19 protein-coding genes are annotated in these 26151 nt (G+C 51.0%); 9 read left to right on the top strand and 10 right to left on the bottom strand.

The window, feature by feature from the left end:
• Positions 1-92 precede the first annotated feature (92 nt).
• The 5 genes from GQE98_RS00805 to GQE98_RS00785 all read right to left on the bottom strand — a co-directional run bounded on the left by GQE98_RS00805 (position 93) and on the right by GQE98_RS00785 (position 7988).
• Positions 93-3716, bottom strand: a complete 3624-nt coding sequence (locus tag GQE98_RS00805; protein WP_202526010.1) for an efflux RND transporter permease subunit — start codon at positions 3714-3716, stop codon at positions 93-95.
• 34 nt (positions 3717-3750) lie between these two features.
• Entirely contained in the window at positions 3751-4881 is a 1131-nt protein-coding gene (locus tag GQE98_RS00800) for an efflux RND transporter periplasmic adaptor subunit (protein ID WP_161313654.1), read from the bottom strand.
• Positions 4882-6219: a TolC family protein gene (locus GQE98_RS00795; RefSeq protein ID WP_161313653.1), complete on the bottom strand. Its 1338-nt coding sequence runs from the start codon at positions 6217-6219 to the stop codon at positions 4882-4884. It abuts the gene before it with no gap.
• A gap of 119 nt (positions 6220-6338) precedes the next feature.
• A complete protein-coding gene (locus tag GQE98_RS00790) occupies positions 6339-6710 on the bottom strand; it encodes a cupin domain-containing protein (RefSeq protein ID WP_161313652.1) in 372 nt (123 codons plus the stop codon).
• 30 nt (positions 6711-6740) lie between these two features.
• Positions 6741-7988: an MFS transporter gene (locus GQE98_RS00785; RefSeq protein WP_161313651.1), complete on the bottom strand. Its 1248-nt coding sequence runs from the start codon at positions 7986-7988 to the stop codon at positions 6741-6743.
• 168 nt (positions 7989-8156) lie between these two features.
• Between GQE98_RS00785 and GQE98_RS00780 the strand changes: the two genes are divergently transcribed.
• The 7 genes from GQE98_RS00780 (at position 8157) to putA (ending at position 18977) form a co-directional block, all read left to right on the top strand.
• Positions 8157-9473, top strand: a complete 1317-nt coding sequence (locus GQE98_RS00780; RefSeq protein WP_161313650.1) for a mechanosensitive ion channel family protein — start codon at positions 8157-8159, stop codon at positions 9471-9473.
• A complete protein-coding gene (locus GQE98_RS00775) occupies positions 9470-9859 on the top strand; it encodes a nuclear transport factor 2 family protein (protein WP_161313649.1) in 390 nt (129 codons plus the stop codon). Before GQE98_RS00780 ends, GQE98_RS00775 begins: the two co-directional genes overlap by 4 nt.
• A 38-nt stretch (positions 9860-9897) precedes the next feature.
• Positions 9898-11673: an SLC13 family permease gene (locus tag GQE98_RS00770; RefSeq protein WP_161313648.1), complete on the top strand. Its 1776-nt coding sequence runs from the start codon at positions 9898-9900 to the stop codon at positions 11671-11673.
• 58 nt (positions 11674-11731) lie between these two features.
• The gene (locus GQE98_RS00765) at positions 11732-12514 is read left to right on the top strand and encodes a 3-hydroxybutyrate dehydrogenase (RefSeq protein ID WP_161313647.1); all 783 of its coding nucleotides are present in this window, start codon (positions 11732-11734) and stop codon (positions 12512-12514) included.
• 16 nt (positions 12515-12530) lie between these two features.
• Positions 12531-13403 (top strand): pirin family protein, encoded by an 873-nt coding sequence (locus tag GQE98_RS00760; protein ID WP_161313646.1) that lies wholly within the window; start codon positions 12531-12533, stop codon positions 13401-13403.
• A 142-nt stretch (positions 13404-13545) separates the two neighbouring features.
• Positions 13546-15093, top strand: a complete 1548-nt coding sequence (locus GQE98_RS00755) for an acyl-CoA carboxylase subunit beta (RefSeq protein ID WP_161313645.1) — start codon at positions 13546-13548, stop codon at positions 15091-15093.
• 182 nt (positions 15094-15275) lie between these two features.
• The gene (putA, locus tag GQE98_RS00750; protein ID WP_161313644.1) at positions 15276-18977 is read left to right on the top strand and encodes a bifunctional proline dehydrogenase/L-glutamate gamma-semialdehyde dehydrogenase PutA; all 3702 of its coding nucleotides are present in this window, start codon (positions 15276-15278) and stop codon (positions 18975-18977) included.
• Here the strand turns inward: putA and GQE98_RS00745 are convergent.
• The 4 genes from GQE98_RS00745 to GQE98_RS00730 all read right to left on the bottom strand — a co-directional run bounded on the left by GQE98_RS00745 (position 18974) and on the right by GQE98_RS00730 (position 23115).
• The gene (locus GQE98_RS00745; protein WP_425501091.1) at positions 18974-20188 is read right to left on the bottom strand and encodes a glycerophosphodiester phosphodiesterase family protein; all 1215 of its coding nucleotides are present in this window, start codon (positions 20186-20188) and stop codon (positions 18974-18976) included. The genes putA and GQE98_RS00745 overlap by 4 nt on opposite strands.
• A gap of 123 nt (positions 20189-20311) precedes the next feature.
• On the bottom strand, positions 20312-21163 hold the full coding sequence (locus GQE98_RS00740) for a DMT family transporter (RefSeq protein WP_161313642.1): 852 nt from the start codon (positions 21161-21163) through the stop codon (positions 20312-20314).
• A gap of 64 nt (positions 21164-21227) precedes the next feature.
• Positions 21228-21929: an urease accessory protein gene (locus tag GQE98_RS00735; protein ID WP_161313641.1), complete on the bottom strand. Its 702-nt coding sequence runs from the start codon at positions 21927-21929 to the stop codon at positions 21228-21230.
• A gap of 181 nt (positions 21930-22110) precedes the next feature.
• Positions 22111-23115, bottom strand: coding sequence for a metal-dependent hydrolase (locus GQE98_RS00730; RefSeq protein WP_161313640.1), 1005 nt, complete (start codon positions 23113-23115; stop codon positions 22111-22113).
• 210 nt (positions 23116-23325) lie between these two features.
• On the opposite strand from GQE98_RS00730, the gene GQE98_RS00725 reads away from it, so the two are divergent.
• On the top strand, positions 23326-24210 hold the full coding sequence (locus GQE98_RS00725) for a DMT family transporter (protein WP_161313639.1): 885 nt from the start codon (positions 23326-23328) through the stop codon (positions 24208-24210).
• Here GQE98_RS00725 and GQE98_RS00720 read toward each other — a convergent pair.
• The gene (locus GQE98_RS00720; protein ID WP_161313638.1) at positions 24207-24689 is read right to left on the bottom strand and encodes a MarR family winged helix-turn-helix transcriptional regulator; all 483 of its coding nucleotides are present in this window, start codon (positions 24687-24689) and stop codon (positions 24207-24209) included. The genes GQE98_RS00725 and GQE98_RS00720 overlap by 4 nt on opposite strands.
• 286 nt (positions 24690-24975) lie before the next feature.
• Between GQE98_RS00720 and GQE98_RS00715 the strand changes: the two genes are divergently transcribed.
• Positions 24976-26151: an MFS transporter gene (locus tag GQE98_RS00715; RefSeq protein ID WP_161313637.1), complete on the top strand. Its 1176-nt coding sequence runs from the start codon at positions 24976-24978 to the stop codon at positions 26149-26151.

The raw sequence follows: 26151 nt of genomic DNA, 5'->3' as shown, positions 1-26151 counted from the left end.
CGTGAACGTTTTTTTTGGGGAGCAGTGAATATGGTCACCACATTTTTCCGCGGACTATAGTCTGAAAAGAGCTAATTTGTCATGCATTTGCTTTATGCCATTGCCTCGGAGGAACGCTCTTCCCATTTGATCACTTTCAGGTCAAGAACGAATATGGAATAAATTACCGGGACCAGGAGCAAAGTTGTGAATGTCGCAATGGTTAAGCCGCCGATCTGGGCGTAACAGAGCGGCTGCCAAAGAGGGCCACCATGGAGTGCAAGCGGGCCTAGTCCAAAAACGGTAGCGCCAACAGTAATCAAGACAGGACGGAGACGAACGATTCCCGCGTCGAGCAGAGCTTCGCGTAACGGTTCGCCCTTTTCATGCATTTCCTCGATAAAGTCAAAAAGCACTATGATATGGCTGACGATTACACCTACTAGGGCGACGATGCCGAGAAATGCCATAAATCCAAATGGGCTGTTGGTTACTGCAAGTGCGATGAGCGCCCCAATTATACCATAGGGAACGGCTGCCAGCACAACCAGTGGCTTGACCGCATTCTTGAACTGGAAAACGAGGGCGATGAAGATCAGGCTAATAGATATCGCCATAACCGTTGATAACTGTTGAAAGCCCTGTTTCGCATTGGCCTGCTCACCTGTGATCTCCATTGCAATACCTGGAGGGAGCTGCTTCTCGAAGGCGACGAGGTCATCATTGATGACGGACATTACTTCCGATGGAAGAACCCCCGCCAAGGGAAAGGCGCGCACATTGACGGTGCGGAAATGTTCTTCGCGGCGGATCCGTTCCGTGTGTAACTTATACTCGACCGTTGCGATCTGACCGAGCGGAACTTTGTTATTATTTGTTGTGGCAAATACATAGAGGTTTTCAAGATCGGAAAGCTGCGCCCGCTCTGAAGGTTTCAAAATTGAGACAACGGGAATATTTTTATCTCCGTGCTGCAATGTCGTGACTTGGTTCCCGTTCAGCCCAGCGGAGGAGGATGCCGCAATATTCTGATTGGTCACCCCGGCCAGAAATGCTCGATCAGGGTCAATTTCGATACGAAGGCGCAGGGATTCAGCACCCCAATCCTCACGTGGCCGCGATGCGTTCGGTGCGTTAGCGAGAATTTCAACAACTTCGCCCGCAAGTTTACGAAGAGTCGCAATTTCAGCCTCGGACTCCGGGCCTTGTGACTGGACGGCTGATTTCGCGGAAAGCCTGATTTCCAACGGATACGGAACGGGGTTTGTTTGCAATTGACGCACGTCGATTATCGCTGCCGGAATTCTGGAACTCAAAGCCTCCTGCAAATGTGGAATAAGCTCAGCCGTCAGATTCTTGTCATTCACGCGCATCACGAGCTGGGCATAATTGCGCTGGTGCAGTTGTGGCGTAACCGAGAACCAGAAGCGCGGTGCACCGCCCCCGATAAAGCTTGCAATAGATTGCAGAGGATCGCCCCCTGCTTCTGGCTCGAGACTGGCGCCAAATTGTGTTGCAACCTCCTTAATGACCCGCACTGCATCATCCACTACTTTCTGGGTTTCATGGATGGTTGCATTGTTGCGAAGCGTAACATCGGCATAAAACAGATACTGGACATCATCCGGAAAGAAAGACGTTTTCAAAGTCTTACTAAGCGGGATGATCAGGGCAAGAAAGGCAAAGGACGCAACCAATGCTTTCTTGCGGTGATTGATCAGGAAACTGCCTACTCGAAAATATAGCCCAGTGAAACCACGCTCCCGTCGCTCCTCTATCGTGGGCTCCGGCTTATGGCGAGGCCTCAGGAGGTAGTAGCCAAGAAAGGGAAGAAAGCTCATCGAGACAAGCCGTGAACAAACAAGTGCGGTCGTCATCACTATGGGCAAACTGTAGAGGAATTCTCCGGTATTGCCTGAGAGCAGAAGAAACGGCAGGTAGGCAACGACATTTGTGATGGTCGCGAACATAATAGCATGCGCAAGCTTGGTCGGCCCCAGCCAGGCCGCCAGGGTTCTGGGCTGGCCGCTGGCAAGACCGCGCTTAATTGCGTCGCCTGCCACGACCGGGTCATCGACAAGAAGGCCAAGCGCGATAATCAATGTTGCGATAGATACTTGCTGCAACTCAATACCCAGCATATCGATGATCCCAAATGTCATTGCCAATGTAATCGGGATTGACATCATCATTAGCAGGGCTGAACGCCATTCCCAAAAACCAAGAAAGGAAATGGCCACAACCAAAATGATGGCCTCGATCAACGCCGTCATAAACAGGTCTATATTTTCTGCAACTTGTGACGGCTGGTTTGAAATGCGCTCTATAACGAGGTCATCGGGGAGATGCGGACGAACCTCCTTCAGGACAGCCTCTACGGCTTCGCCAAACTTGCCAATCTGGCCGCCATCGCGCATCTGGATGGCCAGAGAGATGGCCTTGCCGTGTTTCCAGTTCCCTTCCTGATCTCGCCAGTTGTAGTAATTGAGAAATTCCGGCGGAGACTGATAGCCGGGGACCACCTCTCCGATATCCCGTAAATACACGGGAGCGCCGGAGGGGGATTTTGTAAAGGCAGTGCCACCAATTTGATCGGGGCTTGTATATTTGCCAACCGGTTCGACTAATACACTCGAACCGCTGGCATAAAACTCTCCGCCCGAAATATCACTGTTGCGCGCGCTGATCGCGCCAGAAACATCGCTTGGCGTTAGTCCATAGGACGCGAGAAGGTCTTGTGAATACTCTAGATAGATCCGTTCATCCACGGTGCCTGAAGTGTTTACAACGGTGACCAGCGGGATAGTCTGCAAATTACGAACGATCAGGTTGGTAAAGTCATCGAGTTCCCGATAGCTGTATTTGCCGCCGGGAGACGCCAGAAGGATATCGTTTGTTTTTACCGGATCATCAATGACAATTGCGGGCCAGGCATCCTCATGAAAAGTGACTTGGCCGAGCTTTTCTTGAAGAAAACCACTGAGTTCTGCCTTTAGATCCTCATCGGAGAGATTTGTCGAGAGATCAAGGCCTATAAAACCGGCACCTTTTAAGGAAATAATATCCGAGGACTTGCGGCTTTTGACAAGATACTCCTTGAACAAATCCATATTTCGGCTGGGTGCCGTAAGCGTAATGTCACGCGGCATTACAACGATCAGGGAGCGGCGGGTACTCGTTTCTGTGATTTCTTTCTCTCGGGCGTTCTTGATTGCTGTCTCAATATCCCTTGCGCGGAGGGAGATTTCCACTGCATTTTCTGTTGGGCTCGCAACAGTCAATAGGATTGCGGCCGTATCACCAAAACCATCATTGAATTGTATCGGCCCGGCACCCTCCGGCAGGCTCAGAGCTTTCAGGTTGAGGTCGATTTCGTTAAATGCCGCCTTTGTATCCTCGAGCGTTTCTTCCAACTGGATCTGGACAATGGAAAGGTTGGGTAGCGTCAGGGATTTAACAGCGAATTTGGTTGAGCTGACAGGATGCAACGTTGAGCTGAGGGCGATCTGCTGTTCGATCGGGCGGGTGACCAGCTGTTCAATTTTCGTGGCATCGGCGCCCGGCCAACTTGTGATAACGGAGGCAACACGAACACCGATGGCCGGATCCTTCGCCTTCGGCATGGAGAGATAGCCGTAAACTCCCCACATAAATACGGCGAGCAGTAATACCCATGAAATATGCCGGTTTTCGGTAAAATAACGCGCAGTATTATGGGTTTCCGTAATATCCTTCACCAGAAGAGCTCCCCCGTTCCATTATTGGCTATCATCACGGAATGACAGCCACTTGCTGCCCGTCCCTGAGGAAGGAGGCGCCATTAACAACAACTTGCGCCTTTGTATCAAGCCCGCCCAGCACTGTAATCTTGTTGCCACGTACATTGCCAAGCTCAACATCCGTCAACTTTGCAATCGTTTTATCGGCGTCTGATTGCAAAATGAAAACTGCATATCCTTTGGGGTCAGACACGGAGCGAACCACTGCAGAGAGTGGAACTAATGGCCTTTGTTGGGTATGTTCCCCTCCCTTCGGCAAATTGAGGGAAGCAATCATGCCGACCTTCAGGAGGTTTTCTTTGTTGTCGATGTCAACCTTGACGTCGAATACCCGGCTATTTGTATCGGCGGAGGGGGCGATTTCAGAAATCTTTCCAGTAAAGACTTTATCTGGATAGGCCTGAGTCACGAGGTTCTGTGTATCACCGATTTTGAGCGACTGGACGGTGTTATCTGGAACACCAAAAACTGCTTTTACCATTGTGGTATCAGCGATCACGAAGGCAACAGTTTGCGGGTTCGCGAGAGATCCAACATCCAGATTGCGCTGCAGAACAACACCATCCAATGGCGCGGTCAGGTCGAAATCATTTACGTTGTTACGGGCAATTTTCTGCGCAGCCTTGGCGTTTTCCATTTGCGCGACAGCGTTTTCATATTCCTGTTTTGCGCTGTCATAATCCGGGGCCGTCATGCTGCCGGATTTGAATAGCGTTGTCGCCCGATCATAATCTTGTTTGCCCTTGTTCAGGTTGGCCTGTGCGGCTGCCACCTGACTGTCGGCCTGAGAGAGGTTGTCGCGAATATCCTTGGAATCCACGGTTGCCAGGATATCGCCTTTCTTCACGGCATCGCCTGCCTGAATTGCACGTTCCTTACCGTCGCCATCCTTGACCTGCATCAGATCCGTAACATAACCCGTGACCTTGAAGGTGACATTGACTTGTGTGTTTGCCTCGATATTGGCGCTGTAACGGACATCCGCACTGCTGGTATCTTTAGATAGTATTTCAGCACGGACAGGCTGTAATGGCGCTGTTTCCGGGGTTTCCTCTGAATCGCAAGCCGTCAGGGTCGACAGGCCCATTGCCATACCGAATATAGCGATAAGTCGCAATGACATCTATTCTTCCCCCAATGCCTGCTCTAATGCGGCGCTGGCATTCCAAACGCCGAGCAGCGCCTGATGATAATTATCATTTGCCTGTTCTAGCTGGGCCTGTGCATCCAGCAGGTCACTCAGCAAAATGGACTTTTCCTTATACTGATTGAAACTCACGCGCAGTTGTTCCTCAGCTGCTTTTTTCGCCATTTGGGTGACCGGCACAAGGGATCTGGCTATTTCCAAATTGCGTATGCCCGCACTAACTTGTGCGCGGATTTGATCTTCATTATCGCGTAGTGAGTTTTGTGCCTGTTTCAGCGCAATAAGGGAGCCGGCGACGTTGCTTTCATTGCTCCCCCATGTGAAGAAATCCCACTTTGCGATGAAACCGACATAGAGGCTTTCATCCGGCAGAAGTGTCGTGTTTTGTGTGCGACCATAGCTCGCGACAAGATTCACCTCCGGGAGATATCCACTTTTCTGGATTTCAACTTCGGTTTCTGCGACTTCAACCTGAAGGCGCGCCTCCCGGGTTTCAGGTCTTTGTGCCAACGCCTGGTCTTCAGCCTGATCCGCATTGTAAACAAGTGACGGGTCGGCATTGATGGGACTCACCCGAAAAGAAGTTGCAATATCACGTCCCAGCAATGTGTTGAGCTGCTGTTTACTTGTCATGAGATCATTTTGCTGGGTTTGGAGCTGGTGACGGGCTGAGGCAAGCTGTGCCTCCCCGTTCAGGAGCTGATATTCAAGTTCTGCTTTTTGCGCGACATTATCCCGTAATATTCTGACAAGTTCTTCATTGAACTTGATGGAGGAACTGGTTGCCTCCATCGCGCTTCTGTCGCTCAGGATTTGGTAGTAAAGCTGTTTAACTTGTAGGGAGACGGATTGCTCTGTTTGCCGGGACTGTTGCCGGGCAATTTCCTTCTGTTTTTTAAGCTGGTCGATATTGAGACCAATTTCGTACAGGCCAACAAGCGGTTGTGTCGCGGTCAATGAATAATGCGTGGTAAAGCCATTCGTTGTATCAATAGAGACATTGCTGGAAGGAACCGGACTCCCGCTCACTGTTCCGAGAGATCCTTCCTCGAAGGTATATTCATTGTCGACAAAATTTTGCAGGCCGTGAACCTGGGCGCTCAGTTGCGGAAATTGTTTGGCTTCAATGGCCTTCTTCTCTTCTTCAACAACATCAACTTGCAGTTCAGCATTTTTAAGCTGCAAATTTTTCTCTTTGGCAATTTGTAGGGCGTCGCTAAGGGTCAATAAAGGAAGCTCTGCTGCCGACGGTGTCGCAGCGACAAGGCAACCGCCGAGCAAGATTGCTGTCAGTGCGGGAGTAAATTTCACCATAACAATCGTTTCCAACGAACCTTGATAGAGGGTGTTGAAAAACATAGCGTTTCAATGCAACCATGTCAAAACGATTGGTGTGCTATAATTTTTGTGCGGCCAGGTTTTTCCAACGTGAATTAGCCCTCAACTTCGAGGGTGTCAAAATCCGCAGGAAGGATAATCTCGATTAATTCCAGATCATCCGAATGCGCCAATTCCTGATGCTGGATTCCGGGCGGTTGATGGACACAGGAGCCGGCCTTCAAAGTGACTTCGCCTGTTCCTTCATACCAGAATTTAACCCACCCTTTGAGGACATAGACCATCTGGAATTCCAGCTTGTGAATATGTTTATCCCCTATCGCTTGCTTTCCTGGCACAGCACGGATGACATGAGCGCCGAAACGACCATCGGTTGCGTCCGAGATACCAAGATCGCGATACTCGAAAAAACCGCGAAGTCCGCTGGTAAATTCAGCGTCGTCGACATGGCTGACCGATAGTTTCATTTTCTCCTCCTCCAGGATGGATGCAGGACTTCAAGCACGAACTGGCCTGCTTTCGCGAGTCCGCCATAGCAGAAGCGCCATAATCCCCATATTCAGCATATTCCACGCAATGCCATTAATGAATGCGGCTTGATAGGAGCCGGTTAAATCATAGATTAGCCCTGAAATCCAACCACCTAGTGCCATGCCAACAACCGTCATCATAATGACCAGGCCGACACGCTCGCCCGCCTCTTTTGCCGGTAAGTATTCTCGGACAATAATAGCATAGCTTGGAACGATACCACCTTGTGACAATCCAAAAATCAGAGAAACGATATAAAGGGAGGCAAGACCATTAAATGGAATGTAAAGAAATAGTGCAAGGCACTGCAAGAAGGAGCCGAGCAGAACCGTTCTGACGCCACCGATACGGTCCGCGAGAAACCCTGATAACAGCCGACTGACAATGCCGCCAGCGAGCATAACCGCAAGCATCTCTGCACCCGCAGACACACCGAACCCGAGGTCCGCACAATAAGCGACAATATGTACCTGCGGCATTGACATTGCCACACAGCAACTTATTCCTGCGATACAGAGCAGTATTTGCAGGGCGCGGGGTGAAATATCTATACTGCGTTTATTGACGACAGGTTGGCCAGCAGAGGGCAATAGAGTTACTTCTTGGGCGGGGAGGCGCCGACGGAGTAGCAGCGCCATTGGCATCATCACGGCAATGGACGCGACGGCAATCAGCATATAGGCATCACGCCAGCCATCTGTGGCAATCACGTCTTTAAGAATGAGCGGCCAGAACGTCCCAGCAAGATAATTTCCACTCGCCGCGGCGGCGACAGCGATACCACGGTTGCGTTCAAACCAATGTGAAATATCGGCAATCAACGGGCCAAATGTGATTGCAGACCCGATTCCAATGAAGACACCCTGAAAAATGGCAAAGGTCCAAATATTCGTGGAGAGCGCACCGAGAATGAAACCCGTGCCAAGCATCATGGAGGCTACGATCATTGGCAAGACAATTCCAAACCGGTCAATCTGTCGGCCAAACAGAAAATTGCCAATGGCAAAACCAATCATAGTGGTTGTATAGGGAATCGACGCTTCTGAGCGGTCGATGCCGAATTCTTCCTGAACTGCGGGCAAAACGACAACAACTGCCCACATGCCCGCACTACCAATCAGGGAAATCAGAACTGAAAAGCAAAGCCGAGCCCATGAATAGCCGCTGTCGAGATACGGCGTGTCAGAATTATATTGTGAGTTAAAAAAGGACAAGCGACACGCCCTTTCCCGCTAATGAATGGTTATTGGTTTTTTTTCTTCAAAACTACTCTAGCATAGGCAACGGATTTTCTGCACCTCTTTTGATCGAATGATGCACGGCGATAAATCGCGTGACCGGATAGTTGTTTTATTTATCTTCAGTAGAGAGTAAGCTTGGAGATGATGGACGCGGAAAGAATACGAGAGTTTCTTGATCGGGGATGGGAGCAGGTAATCGCTCTCGGCTCGGATGTGAATATCCTGTCACAGCTTCTTGCTGTCGTTGGCGGTCTTGTTTTCGCCTATTTCACGCGCCGCCGGTTGCAGGTGGCTTTAACGAGTCTTAGAGGCCGTTTTCCCGATCGATCGCCTTTTGCCAAAACACTCGAGATATTAGCGGGATTATCTCTACCGCTGATATGGCTCGCAATCGAGTTCGCCATCCTTGCTATTTTTCAGGGTGTCGGCCCTCAGTCACATATAATCAGTGCTATCTGTTCCCTGCTGGTTGCCTGGGTCGTCATAAATGTCGTCACTAGCCTTGCGGAAAACAAAATCTGGGCCCGCCTGGTTGCCTTCTGCGCCTGGACGGTTGCGGCGCTCAATATTCTTGGACTGCTAACGCCAACCTTGGAATTTCTTGAGGATCTAGCGTTCAATCTCGGTGAAACGCGCATTTCGATGTTAGGTATCGCCAAGGCCCTGGTGGCCGGAATTATTGTCTTCTGGATAACTTTCGGCCTATCCCGCTTTTTGGAGGCACGGATCCATAAATCAAGGGCGTTGACCCCCGCAGTTCAGGTGTTGACAGCAAAGTTGGTGCGCGTTGGCCTGATTTCGATGGCTGTTCTGATTATTCTGTCCAATTCCGGTATCAATATTACGGCCTTTGCGGTTTTCAGTGGTGCGCTCGGTGTAGGTATCGGGTTCGGGCTGCAGAAAATAGTTTCCAACCTGATCAGCGGGATCATCCTGCTCCTTGACCGGAGCATCAAACCGGGCGATGTGATCGAGGTTGGCCAGACTTATGGACGGGTTAACACGATGGGCGCCCGATATGCCTCCGTTATCACTCGCGATGCCATGGAATTTCTGATCCCCAATGAAGACCTGATTACCCAGCAGGTCATCAACTGGTCCTACAGTTCAAAGAATGTACGATTGCGCGCGCCGATTGGGGTCTCATATGATACGGATATTCCAAAGGCTCTCAAGCTGATAGAGGGAGCGGCACAGGAAATCCCGCGCGTGTTGAGTAATCCGGCTCCTAAATGCCTGATGCGCGGCTTTGGCGACAGTGCTATTGATCTTGAACTCAGATTTTGGATCGCTGACCCTGAGGATGGTTGCCGGAACGTGACCAGCGAGGTTCTTGTGGGTGTCTGGGAGCTTTTCAAGAAGGAGGGGATTAATGTGCCCTTCCCACAGCGCGATATTCGTGTTGAAATGGTCAATCCTAATTCATCGGTTCCGTCGGATAAAGAGGATGGAAAATGATTAAAGATACCATTGCGGCATGGCATGACTGCATTAAAACACTCGATCCGGAATTACTCGAAGCACTCTTGCATGAGGACGCGACCTTTCACAGTCCCGTTGTCTTTACGCCACAAATTGGCAAGGGTATTACCGGCAAATATCTTTTGGCCGCCTTCCATGTCTTGAATGGTGATGATTTCAAATATGTGCGCGAGATCGTCGGGCCGACGGACGCTGTTCTGGAATTTACAACAACTATCGACGGTATTGTAATCAATGGTGTAGATCTTATTCAATGGGGCGAAGACGGCAGGATTACCGATTTTAAGGTTATGATCCGCCCCTTGAAGGCAATCAATCTTGTGCATCAGAAGATGGCGGAAACCCTTACACAATCAGCGTAACAAACTAGCATTCAACAGTGTAACTCTTCGGAAACATAATGACGACGGACCAAATTCTGCTTTTCTCGCTGTTCGCGATTGTCTTTGCCTTGCTGATATGGGGGCGCTGGCGGTATGACCTGATTGCCTTTGTGGCGCTTGTCACCGCATTGGTGTTGGGGCTGGTGCCGACGGAACTCGCATTTTCGGGTTTTGGCCATCCGGCAACGATAATCATTGCGCTGGTACTCGTTGTCTCGCGTGGTTTGGTGAATTCCGGTGCGGTTGATTTGATAACGCGGCGGCTTACGTCTCTTGACCTGAAACTCTCCAGCCATATTGCGGCGATGGGAGGCTTGGGTGCCCTATTTTCGGCATTCATGAATAATGTTGCGGCGCTTGCCATGTTGATGCCGGTCGATTTGCAGGCTGCGGCCAAGGCCAAACGTGCGCCTCGTATCACGCTGATGCCGCTTGCTTTTGCGACAATACTGGGCGGGTTGATTACGTTGATAGGTACACCGCCTAATATCATTATCGCCGCCTATCGGGAAGATGCGCTTGGTACACCTTTCTCGATGTTTGATTTTGCGCCCGTTGGACTTGTGTGCGCCATTGTCGGCATTGTTTTCATAATGGTGATTGGCTGGCGGCTTATTCCAGGCTCTCGTGATGCAAAGGCCCCGATGGTCGACCTGCTCGACCAGGAAGGGTATCTTGCTGAATTGCTGGTGTCGAAAGACTCGCCTGCGGTTGGAATGCTGGTACGGGAACTGGACAGCGCGGCTGACGATAGTGATGTCGCCGTGGTCGGGCTTGTTCGCAGCAACAAGCGCCTTGCAGGCCAGGCACGGAATGTGGAAATCCGGGCGGGTGACATTCTCGTAGTGGATGCAGGTGCGAAAGGTATTGATCAGTTCCGCGGCGCGATGAAGCTGCAGTTTGACGGCGAGAATCGCCATGAGAAAGCCGAATCCGGCGGCATGGTGTTGATGGAATATGTCGTGCCGCGCTATGCTCGCATTGAAGGACGGTCTGCTATATCTCTGCGTCTGCTTGTCCGTCATGGCGTAACGCTGCTTGGCGTCTCCCGCCAGGGCAGAAAATTCCGCGAGCGTGTTCGCAAACTCGATATAGAAGCAGGAGATATACTGCTTCTGCTTGGGCCGGTTGATCGTGTGCCTGATGCAGCGCAGTGGATGGGCGTGCTACCTTTGGCGGAGCGGGGATTGTCCGTTACTCAATATCGTCGTGCGGGGTTGGCTGCTGGCATTTTCGCGGCAGCAATTGCCGTGGCAAGTTTTGGCTGGCTCTATCTTGCCGTGGCGCTAGCCATTGTTGTGGCGGCTTACGTGGCGCTTGATATTGTCCCCATTCAGGAGGTTTATCAACATATTGAGTGGCCGGTTATTGTTCTTCTCGGCTCAATGATCCCACTCGGAGCAGCACTGGAAGAATCAGGCGGAACGGCGCTAATCGCCGGTGGTATCGTGGAGTTGACCTCGGGGTTTCATGTCGTTGTCGTTCTGACGGTTCTGATGGTCGTGATCATGACCCTTTCAGATGTGCTGAACAATACGGCAACGGCCGTTATTGGCGCGCCCGTCGCGGTTGATATCGCGAACCGGCTTGGCGCTAATCCGGACCCCTTTCTTATGGTGGTTGCCGTGGCGGCTTCCTGTGCCTTTCTTACCCCTATCGGTCACAAGAATAACACGTTGATTATGGGTCCGGGTGGCTATAAATTTGGAGATTATTGGCGCATGGGGCTGCCGCTTGAAATACTCGTTATCGCGGTGGCAATTCCGGCCATATTGTTTTTCTGGCCATTATAAGGCTTGAATACGTTCAGAAAATCTCATTCTAACTTCAATTTTTCGGAAAAGGTTTCAGATGTTAAAAGACAAGGTAGCGTTGATCACCGGCTCAACCTCTGGAATCGGGGAGGGATGTGCGAGAGCTCTTGCGAAAGAGGGATGTCATGTGGTGCTGAATGGGTTTGGTGACGCCGCGGAAATTGAAGTTTTGCGTCAGTCTCTCGAAAATGAATACGGCGTGACATGCCTCTATAGCCCAGCGGATATGACCAAGCCGGATGAGATCGCCGCGATGTTTGAGATGGCGGTTGAGGAATTTGAGGGCATTGATATTCTGGTTAACAATGCCGGGATCCAGTATGTCTCGCCGATTGCAGAATTCCCGACAGAGAAATGGGACGCAATTATTGCCATTAATCTCTCCTCTGCGTTTCACACAATGCATCACGCCATTCCGTTGATGACCAAGCGGGGGTGGGGCCGGATCGTTAATATGGCATCTGCCCATGCGTTGGTCGCGTCACCCAACAAAGGCGCCTATGTCGCCGCCAAGCATGGTATTGCCGGACTGACCAAGACGGCGGCACTGGAAGTTGCACGCGATAATATAACCGTCAATGCAATTTGTCCGGGCTATGTCTGGACGCCACTTGTGGAAAAGCAGATCCCGGATACAGCGCGTACACGGGGAATGTCCGAAGAGGAGGTGATCAATGATGTGATGCTTGCGGCGGCGGCAACAAAGAAATTTACAACTATTGAACAGGTGGCGGCCCTTGCCATTTTCCTTTGTAGCGATGCTGCTGAGAATATTACCGGGAGTCTGCAATCCATCGATGGTGGCTGGACCGCTCAATAAGAGGCCTCGAGTTTAAATGAGCACAGACAGCATTACTCTTCGCATTACCGGAAAGCCGAAAGATATAGGCGGATTTGAAGTGCGGCGTCTTTTGCCCGTTGCCCAATGCCGTTCCGTCGGCGCCTTTGTTTTTCTCGATCATATGGGGCCCGCCATTCTTGCGGCTGGTGAGGGGCTGGACGTCCAGCCTCACCCACATATTGGTCTCGCCACGGTTACATATCTTTATGAGGGATCTATCCTCCATCGTGATAGCCTCGGCTCAGTGCAGGAGATTTCTCCGGGTGATGTTAACCTGATGACGGCAGGACGTGGGATTGTCCATTCAGAACGCAGCAGTGAGGAAAGCCGGGCAACAGATCGATCCATTCAGGGTCTGCAGTTATGGGTGGCTCTTCCCAAGGAGCATGAAGACATGGCGCCCGCATTTTCTCACACGCCGAAATCTGCCCTACCTGAGCTAACAGGGGAGGGATGGCATGGGCGCCTTGTCGCAGGCAGCCTGTTCGGCGAAACCTCCCCCGTCTCAACGATGAACCGGTTCTTCTTCGCCGACATTCGTGCGGACGCAGGCGTTTCTATTCCTTTCACGCCTGATTATGAAGAGGCTGCTGTCTATGTTGTTGATGGGGAGCTCGATATCGATGGGGCGACATTGGAGGCAGGAACCCTTGCCGTACTGGAAAAGCATCCAACTGTCACCTTGACCTCCATGAAAGAGGCGGTTTTTGTGGTCCTGGGAGGGGACGCTCTTCCTGAGCCGCGCTTTATGTACTGGAACTTTGTCTCTACCAGTCAGGAAAAAATAGAGCGCGCGAAAAACGATTGGCGTGAACAATCCTTTGATAGTGTACCGGGCGATAATTCGTTTGTTCCGCTTCCGGAATGAGGCAAACAACTCTTTGATGTGCCGAAGCAGTTGACAGTATTCTCATAGAAAGGTTTGATGTTCGTGAGATAGTTAAAAGCGGCGCAAGAGTTAATTTCACGACGGCCCGCGTCCATAAATAATAATAAAAAGGGACATGCAAATGAGTTGGGAAGCAGAGATTGAAGAACTAAAGCGCCGTCAGGATCTCGCAAAAAAAATGGGCGGAAAGGAGAAGGTCGCGCGCCATGTGAACGCGGGTAAACTGACTGTTCGCGACCGGATCGAGAAAATTCTCGATGAAAGCTCTTTTGAAGAAGTTGGCTCCGTCACCGGCAAGGCCGAATATGACGTGGACGGTAAGCTCGTTGATATGCAACCGGCGAATCTGATAACCGGTCGGGGGCGTATTAATGGCCGCCGCGTGGTTGTCGCGGGCGATGACTTCACGGTGCGCGGCGGGGCGAATGATGCCGGCATTCGCGAAAAGCTGGTTCATGTGGAAGACATGGCAGGATCCCTGCGTTTGCCGCTGGTCCGTCTTGTCGACGGAACGGGCGGTGGCGGCTCGGTTAAGACGATTGAGACTGAAGGTCGCACCTATGTCCCGGCAGTCCGTGGCTGGCATACGGTGATCGAGAACCTCTCAAAAGTGCCTGTGGTTGCCCTTGCCCTCGGCTCGACTGCCGGGCTTGGCGCGGCGCGTGTAGCAGCAAGCCATTATTCTGTGATGGTCAAGGAAACCTCGCAAATGTTTGTCGCTGGCCCGCCGGTTGTGGCCAGAACCGGTGAGGTGCTTACCAAGAATGAGTTGGGCGGTTCTGAAATTCATACCCGCAATGGGGCCGTGGATGATGAAGCCGGATCCGAGGAAGAGGCATTTGAGCGGGCACGGCGGTTTCTGTCCTATCTCCCGCCATCCGTATTTGAATTACCCGAACGCGTTGAGACAGGAGATGATCCGAACCGTCGAGAGGATTGGCTGATCAATGCCATCCCGCGGGATTCGCGTAAAGTATATAAAATGCGCAAAATTGTCGAAGCTGTTGTCGATAACGGGAGTTTCTTTGAAATTGGCAAGAAGTGGGGCCGCTCTGTTATCACCGGTTTTGCTCGTCTTGACGGTTGGCCCGTCGCGGTATTGGCCAGTGATCCTTACCATTATGCCGGTGCCTGGACGGCTGATGCCGCGGATAAAGTCCTGCGCTTTGTTGATCTGGCCCAGACATTCCATCTGCCTGTAATGCATCTTGTCGATATTCCGGGCTTTCTTGTTGGACGGCAGGCTGAAGAGCAAGCAACGATCCGCCATGGTGTGAGGGCGATGGCCGCGATTGCTCAGGCAACAGTGCCGTGGTGCGCTATTCTTGTTCGCAAGACTTATGGCGTTGCGGGTGCAGCACATATGAACTCCGGACGGTTTAACCTCAGATATGCCTGGCCTTCTGGTGACTGGGGGTCCTTGCCAATCGCCGGAGGACTTGAAGCGGCCTATAAATCCGAGATTGAAGCTTCGGAGGACCCCAAGGCTAAACTAGATGAAATCGAGGAGCGGTTAAATCGCTTGAGGTCCCCATTCCGGACAGCGGAACGGTTCATGATCGAAGAAATTATCGATCCGCGCGATACTCGAAAACTGCTCTGTGATTTTGCGGAAATGGCGGCGCCGCTGCGGGAGGCTGGTGTCTCTAGCTTTAAAGTGCGGCCTTAAGTCGAGGTGGCAGTCTAATTTCCTATAAAAATGTACTTTATAAGGAAAATAGATAAGCGAAACGCATGATATCGCGATTTTGCGGAAAAATTTCTGCGTAGTTTGGTCACATAACCTTCGTGATTGAGTGTACCATGAGTGTTAATTTCACGCTCATTAACAACTCAAAGACGAGGCTCGCCATGGCTCAACTGAAATTGCCGCAACTTCGCGAAGATATCCGCGCGCATTACCTTACGGATGAAGCTGCGGCTGTTCATAAACTGATTGACGACCTCAATATTTCGGAGGATGCGCGCGGTCAAATCGTGGACAAGGCGGTGTTGTTGGTGGAAGAACTCCGCCGCGCCGACAATCCGGGCGTTATGGAAACCTTTCTTGGTGAATACGGTCTCACTACAGAGGAGGGTGTTGCCCTGATGTGTCTGGCTGAAGCCCTCCTGCGCGTACCAGACGAGATCACCATGGATGCGCTGATCAGTGACAAGATCGCACCTGCGGACTGGAGCAAGCATCTTGGCCATTCTGCCTCACCCTTGGTGAATGCCTCTACTTGGGGGCTGATGTTGACAGGAAAGGTGGTGCATCCCCTGGGCGATGGTACGCTGGATGTGGTGGGCCAACTAAGAAAATTGGTAAAACGTGTGGGGGAGCCGGTTATCCGCACGGCGGTAAGCCAATCGATGAAGGTACTAGGGCATCAGTTTGTGCTGGGCCGTAATATTAAAGAGGCGATGAGCCGCGCCCGTGGCATGGAGAAAAAGGGGTATTGCTATTCCTATGACATGCTGGGCGAGGCCGCGCGAACTGCGGAAGATGCGCAGCGCTATTTCATGGCCTATTCCAAGGCAATCTCCAGCATTTCAGAGCACAGCGTCAACTCTGATAGCCGGATGAACCCAGGCATTTCAGTGAAGCTTTCTGCCCTCCATCCGCGCTATGAATATACGCAGAAAAAACGGGTGCTTCACGAGTTGGTTCCCCGTTTGTCATCCCTCGTTTTTCAGGCCAAAAACGCGAATATGGGCTTTAATATTGATGCAGAAGAGGCAGACCGTCTCGATCTCTCCCTCGATATTATCGAAGCTGTATTGTCCAACCCTGATTTGAAGGGGTGGGATGGATTTGGCGTCGTGGTGCAGGCTTACGGCCCGCGCGCTACCTATGTTCTCGACTGGCTTTATGCGCTATCCAAAAAGCTGGACAGGAAGATCATGGTCCGATTGGTTAAGGGCGCCTATTGGGACACGGAGATCAAGCTTGCTCAGGTCATGGGGTATGAGGGTTACCCTGTTTTTACACGCAAGGCGGCAACAGATGTAAGCTACCTTGCCTGTGCAAAAAAGCTGCTCGCCATGACAGACTATATCTACCCGCAATTCGCAACCCATAATGCGCATTCAATCGCCGCTGTTCTGGAAATGGCGGAGGGAGTAGATAACTTCGAGTTTCAGCGACTCCACGGCATGGGGGAAGGGTTGCATAACCTGGTGATGGAGCACAACAAAAATCGCTGCCGAATATACGCGCCCGTCGGTGTTCATGAAGATCTGCTGGCTTATCTCGTTCGTCGGTTGTTGGAAAACGGTGCTAACAGTTCATTCGTAAATCAGGTTCTGGACGAGAAAGTACCGCCCCGGGATGTCGTCCGCGATCCGGTAGCCTCAATATTGAGATATTCAACAATAGAGAATGATAAAATTCCGAGCCCGGCGGCGCTTTACGGTAGCCGGCGACGCAATTCGGCAGGAATTAACTTCCCGAATCCGTTGATACTGACGGAGTTTGACGGCGCTCGAGATGCCTTCAGGAACGTGAAATGGCAGGCCACTCCCCTGATTGGCGGGGAGAGAACGGAAGGGCATGGCCGCAAAATCCATAACCCGTCGCAACTTTCGGATATTGTCGGTACCGTCATAGATGCCACGCCGGAAGATGTAAGTCGCGCTGTATCCATTGCGGTTGCCGAGACGGACAGTTGGCGAGATACGCCTGTCAATGAGCGGGCGGAAATGTTGGAGCGGGTTGCAGAGCTCTATGAAGAGAACCGCGTAGAGCTGATGGCGCTTCTTTCGCGCGAAGCGGGGAAATCTCTGATGGATGGTATCTCTGAAGTGCGGGAGGCAGCAGATTTTTGCCGGTATTATGCGTTGCGTGCGCGTGAGGACTCCAAAGAGGGAGACGTGGAAGGGCGCGGTCTTTTTATTTGCATTTCACCCTGGAATTTCCCGCTCGCTATTTTTACCGGGCAGATCACTGCTGCGTTGGCCGCAGGGAATACCGTGATTGCCAAACCGGCGGAACAAACGCCCTTGATTGCTGCGCGGGCCATTGAATTAATGCGGGAAGCCGGGATTCCCGGCAATGTTCTGCACCTCCTCCCGGGCGATGGCGCGACTGTTGGTGCGGAGTTGGTTTCGCACCCCGATATACAGGGCGTCTGCTTTACAGGCTCCACGGAAACCGCGCAACGTATCGCGCGGTCCATGGCGGAGAATGCGGATCCAGCGGCGCCGTTGATCGCGGAAACGGGCGGCTTGAATGCGATGATTGTTGATTCCAGTGCGCTGCCCGAACAGGCAGTTCGGGATATTATCGCCTCGGCCTTTCAATCCGCGGGGCAAAGATGTTCCGCACTTCGTGTCCTGTATGTACAGGAGGATGTCGCAGATAAAGTAATTTCCATGCTTGAAGGCGCGATGGCAGAGCTCAAGATCGGCAATCCCTGGGATATTTCGGTTGATGTGGGGCCTGTCATCGACACTGATGCAAAAAAAATGATTGAAGAACATTGCATGGAGCTGGAAAAGGCAGGCCGCTTGATAAAGAAATTACCTTTGCCAGCTGGTGCAAAGGCGGGGTGCTTTGCTTCTCCCGCCGCTTATCGTATTGACGGGATTGAAGAATTAAAGAAGGAGATATTCGGTCCGATTCTGCATATTGTTACGTTCAAGGCGGATGAAGTTAATAAGGTAGTCGAAAAGATAAATGGAACGGGCTACGGATTGACGCTTGGCCTGCATACCCGTGTCGACACCCGTGTCCAGGATGTTTGCGATCGGGCTCATGTTGGTAATCTGTATGTTAACCGCAATCAGATTGGAGCCGTAGTCGGCGTTCAACCGTTCGGCGGAGAGGGGCTGTCGGGAACCGGCCCTAAAGCCGGTGGGCCGCTATATCTTCATCGTTTCATGAAGAAGAAAGGGCAATTGGTTGTGCGGGCGAAGCAGCCCGTCGAATGCTCTGAAGAAGCTATGATTTCCGATAGAATGCGTGAGACTCTCGAACTATCGCACAGCGCGCAGGCTCATTGGGAACATTGGGAAAATCGTCGTTCCTTTCTTGAGAAAATTGCAACCGGCCTCCCTGATCATATTGGAAAGACCGTCACGGCGTCGCTTGCACAAGCAGGGAATTATGATCCAAGGCCCGTTGATCTTGTTGGTCCGACGGGAGAGAGCAATCGTCTCAGCCTGCATGGCCGTGGCATGATTATCTGTGCCGGAAGCGATGCCGTCAGGATGGCGACGGTAGCACTTCTGACCGGAAACAGCGTCCTGCTCGCTGGGGCTCAGGAGGGGGTGGATAGTTTGGTCAAGGCTTTCAATGGGGAAAAGAAGCTAAAGGGTCTTGTTGCCAGGCTAGAGGGGGAATTGACGCCTGCGCTCGTTGCATCCCTACCGTCCTTGAACGGGGTATCGCTCACAGCCGGGGAATATGATCTGCGCAGTTACCGGCAGGCAATTGCGGCGCGGGAGGGCGCGATCATCCCGCTGATCATAGGAGGAGATGATTGGGAATACTATGTTGCGGAGAGGGCGCTTTGTATTGATACGACTGCTTCTGGAGGCAATACCAAGCTTCTTGCCGCAAATGAGGCTTAATCAATTCCCATGCAATTCGCATAATAAGTGGTTGTCGCGGGCCAGTCAGAAAAGACGCCCACGGCACCCACGTCTTTCGCAAGCACATCCAGGACGGTCATTACATCGCCCTCATTGTTGATAGCATCTGTAACCGAACGATAGTACCATCCGCCACCATTTGTGAGGGAGCCGGAACGTTCGAGGGACCAGGCAATGATGTTCAGGCCAGCTTTTCTAGCTTCCTTCGCATATGCGGACGGGACAATCTTGCCGTTATCATCTAAGGCTAGCAGCATCCAGATTGGTGGCGCAATGTAACGCAGGCCTTTGTCGGCCAGGTCTTGCATGCTGGGTGAAAATGTATTCGGATCATCAGGATTTAGGGCGTTGCCGCGATAGCGGCTATCGAGGAAGGTGGCTTGCGCGCCGAATTCCGGTTCATTCTCGATCCAGTAGAGCACGTCATCCAGATTGAAGGATTGCGGAAAGACACGTTTTGGGTCAATCCCGGCTGCTTTATAATCGGCAATTAAAGATTTTGCATATTCCTGTTGGGTGAAATTTCCGTCATAGGGCATGGAAACATCGGCAGATTTAAGCTCCGGTATGAATTTGAGACCGAGGCTATCAATAAGCGCGATGCTCTCCTGATGTGTCATCAGGGTTCCCTTTGCGGCGTAAAGGTCAGTGCGCCAGTCAGCTGTTCCTTTTACATATTCGGGGATAGTCTTCGCTTCGTCATTTGCACCATCCATCTTGCCTTTTAAGGACTTGAACTCAGCAAGAGTGAGGTCAGAAGTACAGCATTTTGCCGACGCCTTTGTGCTACTTCCATCCGCAGGAGTAAATGGAACAGAACATTTTGCAGCCAGTTCCGGCCGGCTTAAAATATCGGTTGTGAGATGGAGGTCGCATTGAGAATGTCGGCAGACAAGCGCTTTGTCTTTTGTAAAAGTCGCGTCGCATTCAATGATGCCAGCGCCCATGCGTGCGGCAGCAAGGTAACCTTCTTTGGTATGTTCGGGGAATTGCAGGGACGCGCCACGATGAGCAATGGAAAAATCACTGACCTTGGAAGGTCCCGCTTTGCATTGGAGAAGTTTTTCTTTCAAGTCTCCGGCATCCATGTCGTCCACCAGAAAGAGCGGTCGTGGTCCCAGAGATACCGCCTCAGACGCTAGTGCCGCCTGCCCGACGTAATGGTGTACAAAGAACAGAAAGGTCAGCATAAAAATCGGTAAGGGCCGGCTCATGATTTTTTAGATCCCCACTTATGGCAATTGTTGGATTTGAGCTTAACGTTAACTACCGAAGCTGTGTATTCACTTTTATGACAGATACGAACTATTCACTTATCGACGTCGCCAGTTGACGATAATTGGCCCTGCAACTGCGCAGGCCAGCCCTGCAAGGAATAGGCTGGAGAGATGTTCATCCAGTATGAGAGCGCCAAAGGCCGCGGCCATTATTGGGGCAATAGGCACATAGATGGCAGCCTGAGACGGGGAGAGTTGTTGTAGGCCCCAGTTAAAGAGAAAGAGGCTGAAGGCAGCTGCAGGACCCGCGAGATACAGGATCCAAAGCCAGTCTTGCGTATCGTATCCCTTTATTACGCTTCCCAGTCCTTCGCTGTAGGCGACCGGGAAAATTACTATGGTCCCTGCACTCATTCCTATAATTGTGAGTAGCAGGACGGAGCGATGCTGCATCAGGCGGCCGGAAAAGGCGTTATAGGTTGCCCCGCAACAAACCGCCATGAAGAAGAGAATTTCTCCCATCCAACTGCTTGGTGCATTGTTCGATGAAAATGCTTTTTCACCAATGGCAAGGAACACGCCGACAATGGAAAGGGTCGCGGCAAAAAGTTTGATGCCGTTCAATGAATCCCGTCCAGCCATTGCTGCGATCAACATTGTCATGATCGGGATTAGGGCAAAGATGACAGCGCCACGGGAAGCAGGAATTTCCTTGAGGGCTGTGTTCACAAAGAGATGAAACAGTCCAAATTGGAGCATGCCGAGCAAGGCAACTATGATGAAAATCTTTAAGGGGGGCATAACAATCCTGCGCCGCCAAAGCAGCGGTAACAGCATCAGTGTTGCGATGCCATAGCGCAGAAACCCAAGGGATGCCGCGGCTTCCTCATCCGCCATAATGGCTCGTATGCCAACAAAGGAAAGACCAAGAAGAATCACGGCGAGCAATAAAGCTCCATGTGGTAGCAGGGTTGTGAGAGGCGAGGCTGTCTCTTTATTTGTTATGCTTTGATCAGGCAAGGCCAAGGCTATACATGGTGTAAAAACCAAGAGAAATTGTCGCGATGCCAATGATGAGCTGTAATCCGTTATGCGCCCATGTCATGGAAGCTGCGGAGTAGCGTAGTGGCACAGCAATGACAGCGGATAGGGCCGCCATACCGACAATAGAACCAATTCCAAACAAGATAATGTAAAATATTGCCGTTACTGAGTTTGTGATGGTTCCAGCGACGAGTAGAACTAAGGCTGCGGAGCCAGCCAGTCCATGCATGATCCCAACAGCAAGGACACGCGCGGTCAGCCCCTTATTGTGTTTATGGTCATGAGAAGACAGCGCGTGATTGCTTTCGCCGCGATGGGAATGGGCATGCAGATGGGCGCGGCTATCAGATGCATGTTTGTGGAAATGGAAATGAATCCGATCCCGGATCATCCTGCGGATTACATCGGCTCCCAGTAACACAAGCATAACCCCAACCGCAAATTCCAGCCAGTGAGCCAGTGCTGCTGGAATGGAACTATTCATCAAGACAACAACCGAACCAATGGCCATAAGGGATATGGTATGGCCAATGCCCCAAACGGCACCATGGAAAATTGTCTCACGAATGTTTTTGCTGCCCGACGCCAGGCTGGCAACGGCGGCCACATGATCCGCCTCAAGCGCATGGCGCATACCAATTAGAAACCCTAAGGTTAGCATAGAAAACATTGTGATATCCGTAAAAAGGAGGGATAAGCCGAAGACGTTGATAGCTATACTAGCTGGATCAACGTACCAATAAAGAGTAACTCCGGCACTTGCTATTCACCAGCGTTATTTTCCATATCGGGCATTGTTATGAGTGAAGAGGCACAGACTGGCAGAGGGAAAGTAGAGTTCCTTGACGATTTCAACTGTTGTCGCACCCTTTAAGCGTTTCGGCCATTTGAGAAAACATCTCATCGGCGCGATCCCTGTATGTGAGTTGAATTTGCTCCGGGGGGATAATGATCATGTTGTCCATCGGACCTTCTGCAAATTTAAAGGAAAATACGTAATTTGGGTAAAAACCCATGCGCAAATCCGTAATGGTCCGGGCCCCGTCTTTTTCACCGTAGGTGAAAAATCCATCCGTAAACCATTCAAGCCTTTTAACTGAGGGCGGGATTTCCGCAATACCAGACGGAATCTGCTGGCGGGGAACGGTAACAAGACTGCGGATGCCGCAATCGTTGAACAGACTGGTCAGGCCTGTCGCAATTCTATCCTCGGAAATGGCGGTGACTTGCCATACCAGGAGGTTAAAGGCGGTCGGCTGCACATGGATGCGCATATCCCGAAATTGCGGATCTGCACTGGCGCGACTGGAAATGATGGTGTTCCCCGTTAAGCCCACGGCAAGATAAGCACAGCCGAGTGCCAACATAATGCGGTTTGTGCGAAACCCGCCTCCGGGGCGGTTCCTCGCGAAAAAGATTGCTGAAATGCCAATCAGTAGAAGCAGGGTATAAACAGGATCGATAATGAAGACCGCGGGTAAGGCGACAGGCGGACCAATTTCCAATGGCCAGAAAATTTGCGTACCATAAGTTGTTAGGGAATCGAGCAGACTATGCGTGATTAACGCAAGCCAGACCGTAAGAAACAAGGTTTTCTTATGCTCCCAACTGGAGGGAACAATTTTGCCGACAACATAGGCGATAAATGGGGCGAGGGCGGTTTGTACAATCACCGAATGGCTGAAACCGCGATGATAGGTCATATTGTCGATGACGTCATCAAGTGGGACGAGGCTGTCAAGATCCGGTAAGGTGGCAACGATACCGCCAACCAGTAGTGATTTGGCACCAATGCGTGGTCCGAGTAATGCACCGGAAATACTGGCGCCTAATACAAACTGTGTTACTGAATCCATCTGGTTCCTGTTTCTTTGCGTAATATTTAGGAGTTCAGGCCCCGCGTTCAACTTCCGAATTGTTTTCCGGGAGCGAACCTGAGATATATACTATACACAGGTACGGATCGGCGTTCACGGTAGATCATAAAGGATTTACCCATAACTGTATCTTTTTTTCAGCCATTCTTTCCGTATATGGCTTTAACGTAAATAAAGAAAGCCTGCCTTATGTCTTTTCCTCACATTGTGATGGCTCTTGTGATTAGTGCGATATGGGGATTCTCATTTGTGGCTTCCAAGGCTGGCCTGGATCACTTTCCACCTCTCTTCTTTACGGCCCTTCGCTTTTTGCTTGTTGCCATTCTGCTATCGCCCTTCCTTAAAATCGTCAAGGGCCGCATGAAGGCGATTTTCTGGATTGCTATTACCGTTGGCGTCTTCCACTTTACCTTTCTTTATCTTGGGATTTTTGCCGCGGGTGGCATCACAGCCGTGGCGATTACAAGCCAGCTCATTGCGCCATTCTCGGTGATCATGGCTGTCGTCATATTGAAAGAGTCAATTGGATGGCGGCGTATCTTGGGGATTGTAATGGCATTTGGCGGAGTTATGGTTCTCGGGTTTGATCCGGTTATTTTTGATCAGCTTGAAGGCGTTGCGCTTGTAGCCGTTGCGGGCCTCTTTATGGCACTAGGCCTGATTCTGATGCGGCAAATCCAGAATGTCAGAACAATGTCCATGCAGGCCTGGATCGGTGCGATTTCCGCTTTGCCATTGTTGCTTCTTTCCTTTGCGCTGGAAAGCGGCCAAGTGGCCTCCGTTGTTACGATGGGATGGGAAGCGTTTGGTGCACTCGCCTTTGTCGTTATCGTGACCACAATTATTGCCCATGGTGGCTGGTACTATCTTATACAGCGTTATCCAATTGCCGCCCTGACGCCCTTCGGGCTATTGGCCCCAATATTCGGTGTTGCTTTTGGTGTTATTCTTTTTTCAGAGCCGATTACCCTGCGCTTTTTGCTCGGAGGCGCAATCACGCTTGTTGGCGTTGCGATAATCAATCTACGAACAGCAAAGAAGGCGCCCAACCTGGTAAATGAACCAGAGGTTTAATGATTTTCGTCGAGATAGATTTTCAACCTGTCTAGAAAGCCGAAGAAATCTTTTTTCTCCCATTCCCGCCATCCCTCAAACGTATCCGCGAAGGCAAGCTCCAGACGTTCTTTTGCCGCTGAATGGGCTTTCTTGCCGGCGTCAGTGAGGTAAAGGATTTTTGAGCGGCCGTCCGAGGGGTTATCTTCTGCTTTCAGGAAACCCTTTTTCAACAATTTAGCGATCGTCTTTGTGATGCCGGGCTGGGGTTGTTGCAATGCCGAGGCAATTCCCGAAACTGTTTTTCCATCCTCAGGCTGATAGATAAAATGATTGAGAAGAATAAACTGCGGCGGCGGTACGTCAGTCCCGTCAAGAAGTTGGCGCATTTTCGTATCCGTCAACTGGCTGATAATTCCGATCCAGTTGATAATTCGAAAGTCAGAAGAAGGAAGCTCTTCCTTCCGATCGTACTTTTCGTTATCTCGGTTTGCGCTCATACAACCACTATATCAGGCATTTAGTGAAGTGGGGAGTGGAAACGTCTGGTTGATAGTCCAAATTCATCACATTTTTACAGTTACACAGGCAATTGTGTATAAAAAGAGGCGCGAATCCAGCGCTTTTCTTAAGTTGGCTTAAGTCAGGCGGGAAATATAAACGCGCAATTGGCCCCTTTCTCATTAGAATCTTGTAAAAGGAAATTTGGGTCCCATACTGCCCCTTCGCCCTTGAGGCCGGATAGGGCATTATTAATTAAATGTCCATTTTGTGAGCGTTGAATTCATGGCTGAGGTTGATTACACAAGGCGTTCCGCGCACCTTCGCATGTCGCTATACTATATCGCTTTTTTCTCAGTGTATGGGATTGCAATTCCTTTGTGGCCTCGCTGGCTGGAGCACTATATCTCAGTTGAGTATGTTGGTGTTGTTATGGGAGCTGCATACTGGGCCAAGCTGATCTTCGTGCCTGTGACATCCTGGATAGCGGATGTGACGGGAAATCGCAGAAATATCCTGATTGCTCTGGCTCTTTTCCTCGTTACCACCTTGATTATTTTACCCAACGTTGAAGGGTGGCTTTTTTATGCGTTGATCTGGGGTGCGGCGGGAGCTGCGCTTTCCTCTGCGGTGCCACTCTCTGACGGTTTGACACTTCGCGCCCAACAAACCGTTGGTCTTGATTTTGGCAAAGCCCGTCTTTGGGGCTCAATGAGTTTTATTGCCTTTTCGTTGCTGGTTGGTTCTGCCGCGGATTATTTCGGCATAAATGCAATATATGTCGGAATGCTTTTGACGGCCGCTTTCTTGCTTTTGGCATCGTTGATGCTGCCCGCAATAAGAACCGAGCCTGATAAGGGAAAGTCCCCTTTTTTTAAGCCCCTTGTTTTGCCGAATTTCCCTCTTTTCGTGATAACGGTTTCCCTGCTGCTATCCACCCATGCGGGTCTTTACGGTTTTAGCGCAATCCATTGGGCGAACCTTGGTTATTCGAATGCGGAAATTACTCTCTTCTGGGTAATTGGCGTAGTCGCAGAGATAGGAATGTTTGCTATCTCGGGGCGTCTGATCGCCCGATTTGGTGCCACACCGATGATTGCGGTTTCCGCACTTGGCGGAATGGTCCGATGGGTGTTAATTGCCGTAAGTTCATCGCCAATTGTCCTGGGATTTGCGCAGACGCTACATGCGTTGACCTTTGCGCTCCTTTATATGTCCTTTATTGGCTATATCGGGAAAAGAGTGCCGCCAGCAATTTCAGCGTCCGCACAAGGCCTTTATGACAGTCTTGCCATGGGCATCTTCTTTGGCATTTTCACCATAGCCGCGGGCTGGTTGCATCAGCGTGACGGTTCCTACAGTTTCTTGTTTATGGCGTTTCTTTCAACCATCGGCCTTATTCTGGCGCTTGTTCTATGGCGCCAGGTGCGCCGTCACGACCGACTTGCAAGTAACTCATAG

Source organism: Sneathiella litorea, assembly GCF_009882915.1.
GTDB lineage: Bacteria > Pseudomonadota > Alphaproteobacteria > Sneathiellales > Sneathiellaceae > Sneathiella > Sneathiella litorea.
Note: the sequence above shows the minus strand (reverse complement) of the source record. Positions and strands in the feature narration are given on the sequence as shown.

What these genes read in the sequence shown, in the direction of transcription:
- GQE98_RS00725 (WP_161313639.1), top strand. Translation starts at nt 23,326, where the DNA reads ATGTCTTTTCCTCACATTGTGATGGCTCTTGTGATTAGTGCGATATGG.
- GQE98_RS00800 (WP_161313654.1), bottom strand. Translation starts at nt 4,881, where the DNA reads ATGTCATTGCGACTTATCGCTATATTCGGTATGGCAATGGGCCTGTCG.
- GQE98_RS00790 (WP_161313652.1), bottom strand. Translation starts at nt 6,710, where the DNA reads ATGAAACTATCGGTCAGCCATGTCGACGACGCTGAATTTACCAGCGGA.
- GQE98_RS00780 (WP_161313650.1), top strand. Translation starts at nt 8,157, where the DNA reads ATGATGGACGCGGAAAGAATACGAGAGTTTCTTGATCGGGGATGGGAG.
- GQE98_RS00735 (WP_161313641.1), bottom strand. Translation starts at nt 21,929, where the DNA reads ATGTTTTCTATGCTAACCTTAGGGTTTCTAATTGGTATGCGCCATGCG.
- GQE98_RS00760 (WP_161313646.1), top strand. Translation starts at nt 12,531, where the DNA reads ATGAGCACAGACAGCATTACTCTTCGCATTACCGGAAAGCCGAAAGAT.
- putA (WP_161313644.1), top strand. Translation starts at nt 15,276, where the DNA reads ATGGCTCAACTGAAATTGCCGCAACTTCGCGAAGATATCCGCGCGCAT.
- GQE98_RS00765 (WP_161313647.1), top strand. Translation starts at nt 11,732, where the DNA reads ATGTTAAAAGACAAGGTAGCGTTGATCACCGGCTCAACCTCTGGAATC.
- GQE98_RS00720 (WP_161313638.1), bottom strand. Translation starts at nt 24,689, where the DNA reads ATGAGCGCAAACCGAGATAACGAAAAGTACGATCGGAAGGAAGAGCTT.
- GQE98_RS00755 (WP_161313645.1), top strand. Translation starts at nt 13,546, where the DNA reads ATGAGTTGGGAAGCAGAGATTGAAGAACTAAAGCGCCGTCAGGATCTC.
- GQE98_RS00745 (WP_425501091.1), bottom strand. Translation starts at nt 20,188, where the DNA reads ATGCTGACCTTTCTGTTCTTTGTACACCATTACGTCGGGCAGGCGGCA.
- GQE98_RS00715 (WP_161313637.1), top strand. Translation starts at nt 24,976, where the DNA reads ATGGCTGAGGTTGATTACACAAGGCGTTCCGCGCACCTTCGCATGTCG.
- GQE98_RS00775 (WP_161313649.1), top strand. Translation starts at nt 9,470, where the DNA reads ATGATTAAAGATACCATTGCGGCATGGCATGACTGCATTAAAACACTC.
- GQE98_RS00730 (WP_161313640.1), bottom strand. Translation starts at nt 23,115, where the DNA reads ATGGATTCAGTAACACAGTTTGTATTAGGCGCCAGTATTTCCGGTGCA.
- GQE98_RS00795 (WP_161313653.1), bottom strand. Translation starts at nt 6,219, where the DNA reads ATGGTGAAATTTACTCCCGCACTGACAGCAATCTTGCTCGGCGGTTGC.
- GQE98_RS00770 (WP_161313648.1), top strand. Translation starts at nt 9,898, where the DNA reads ATGACGACGGACCAAATTCTGCTTTTCTCGCTGTTCGCGATTGTCTTT.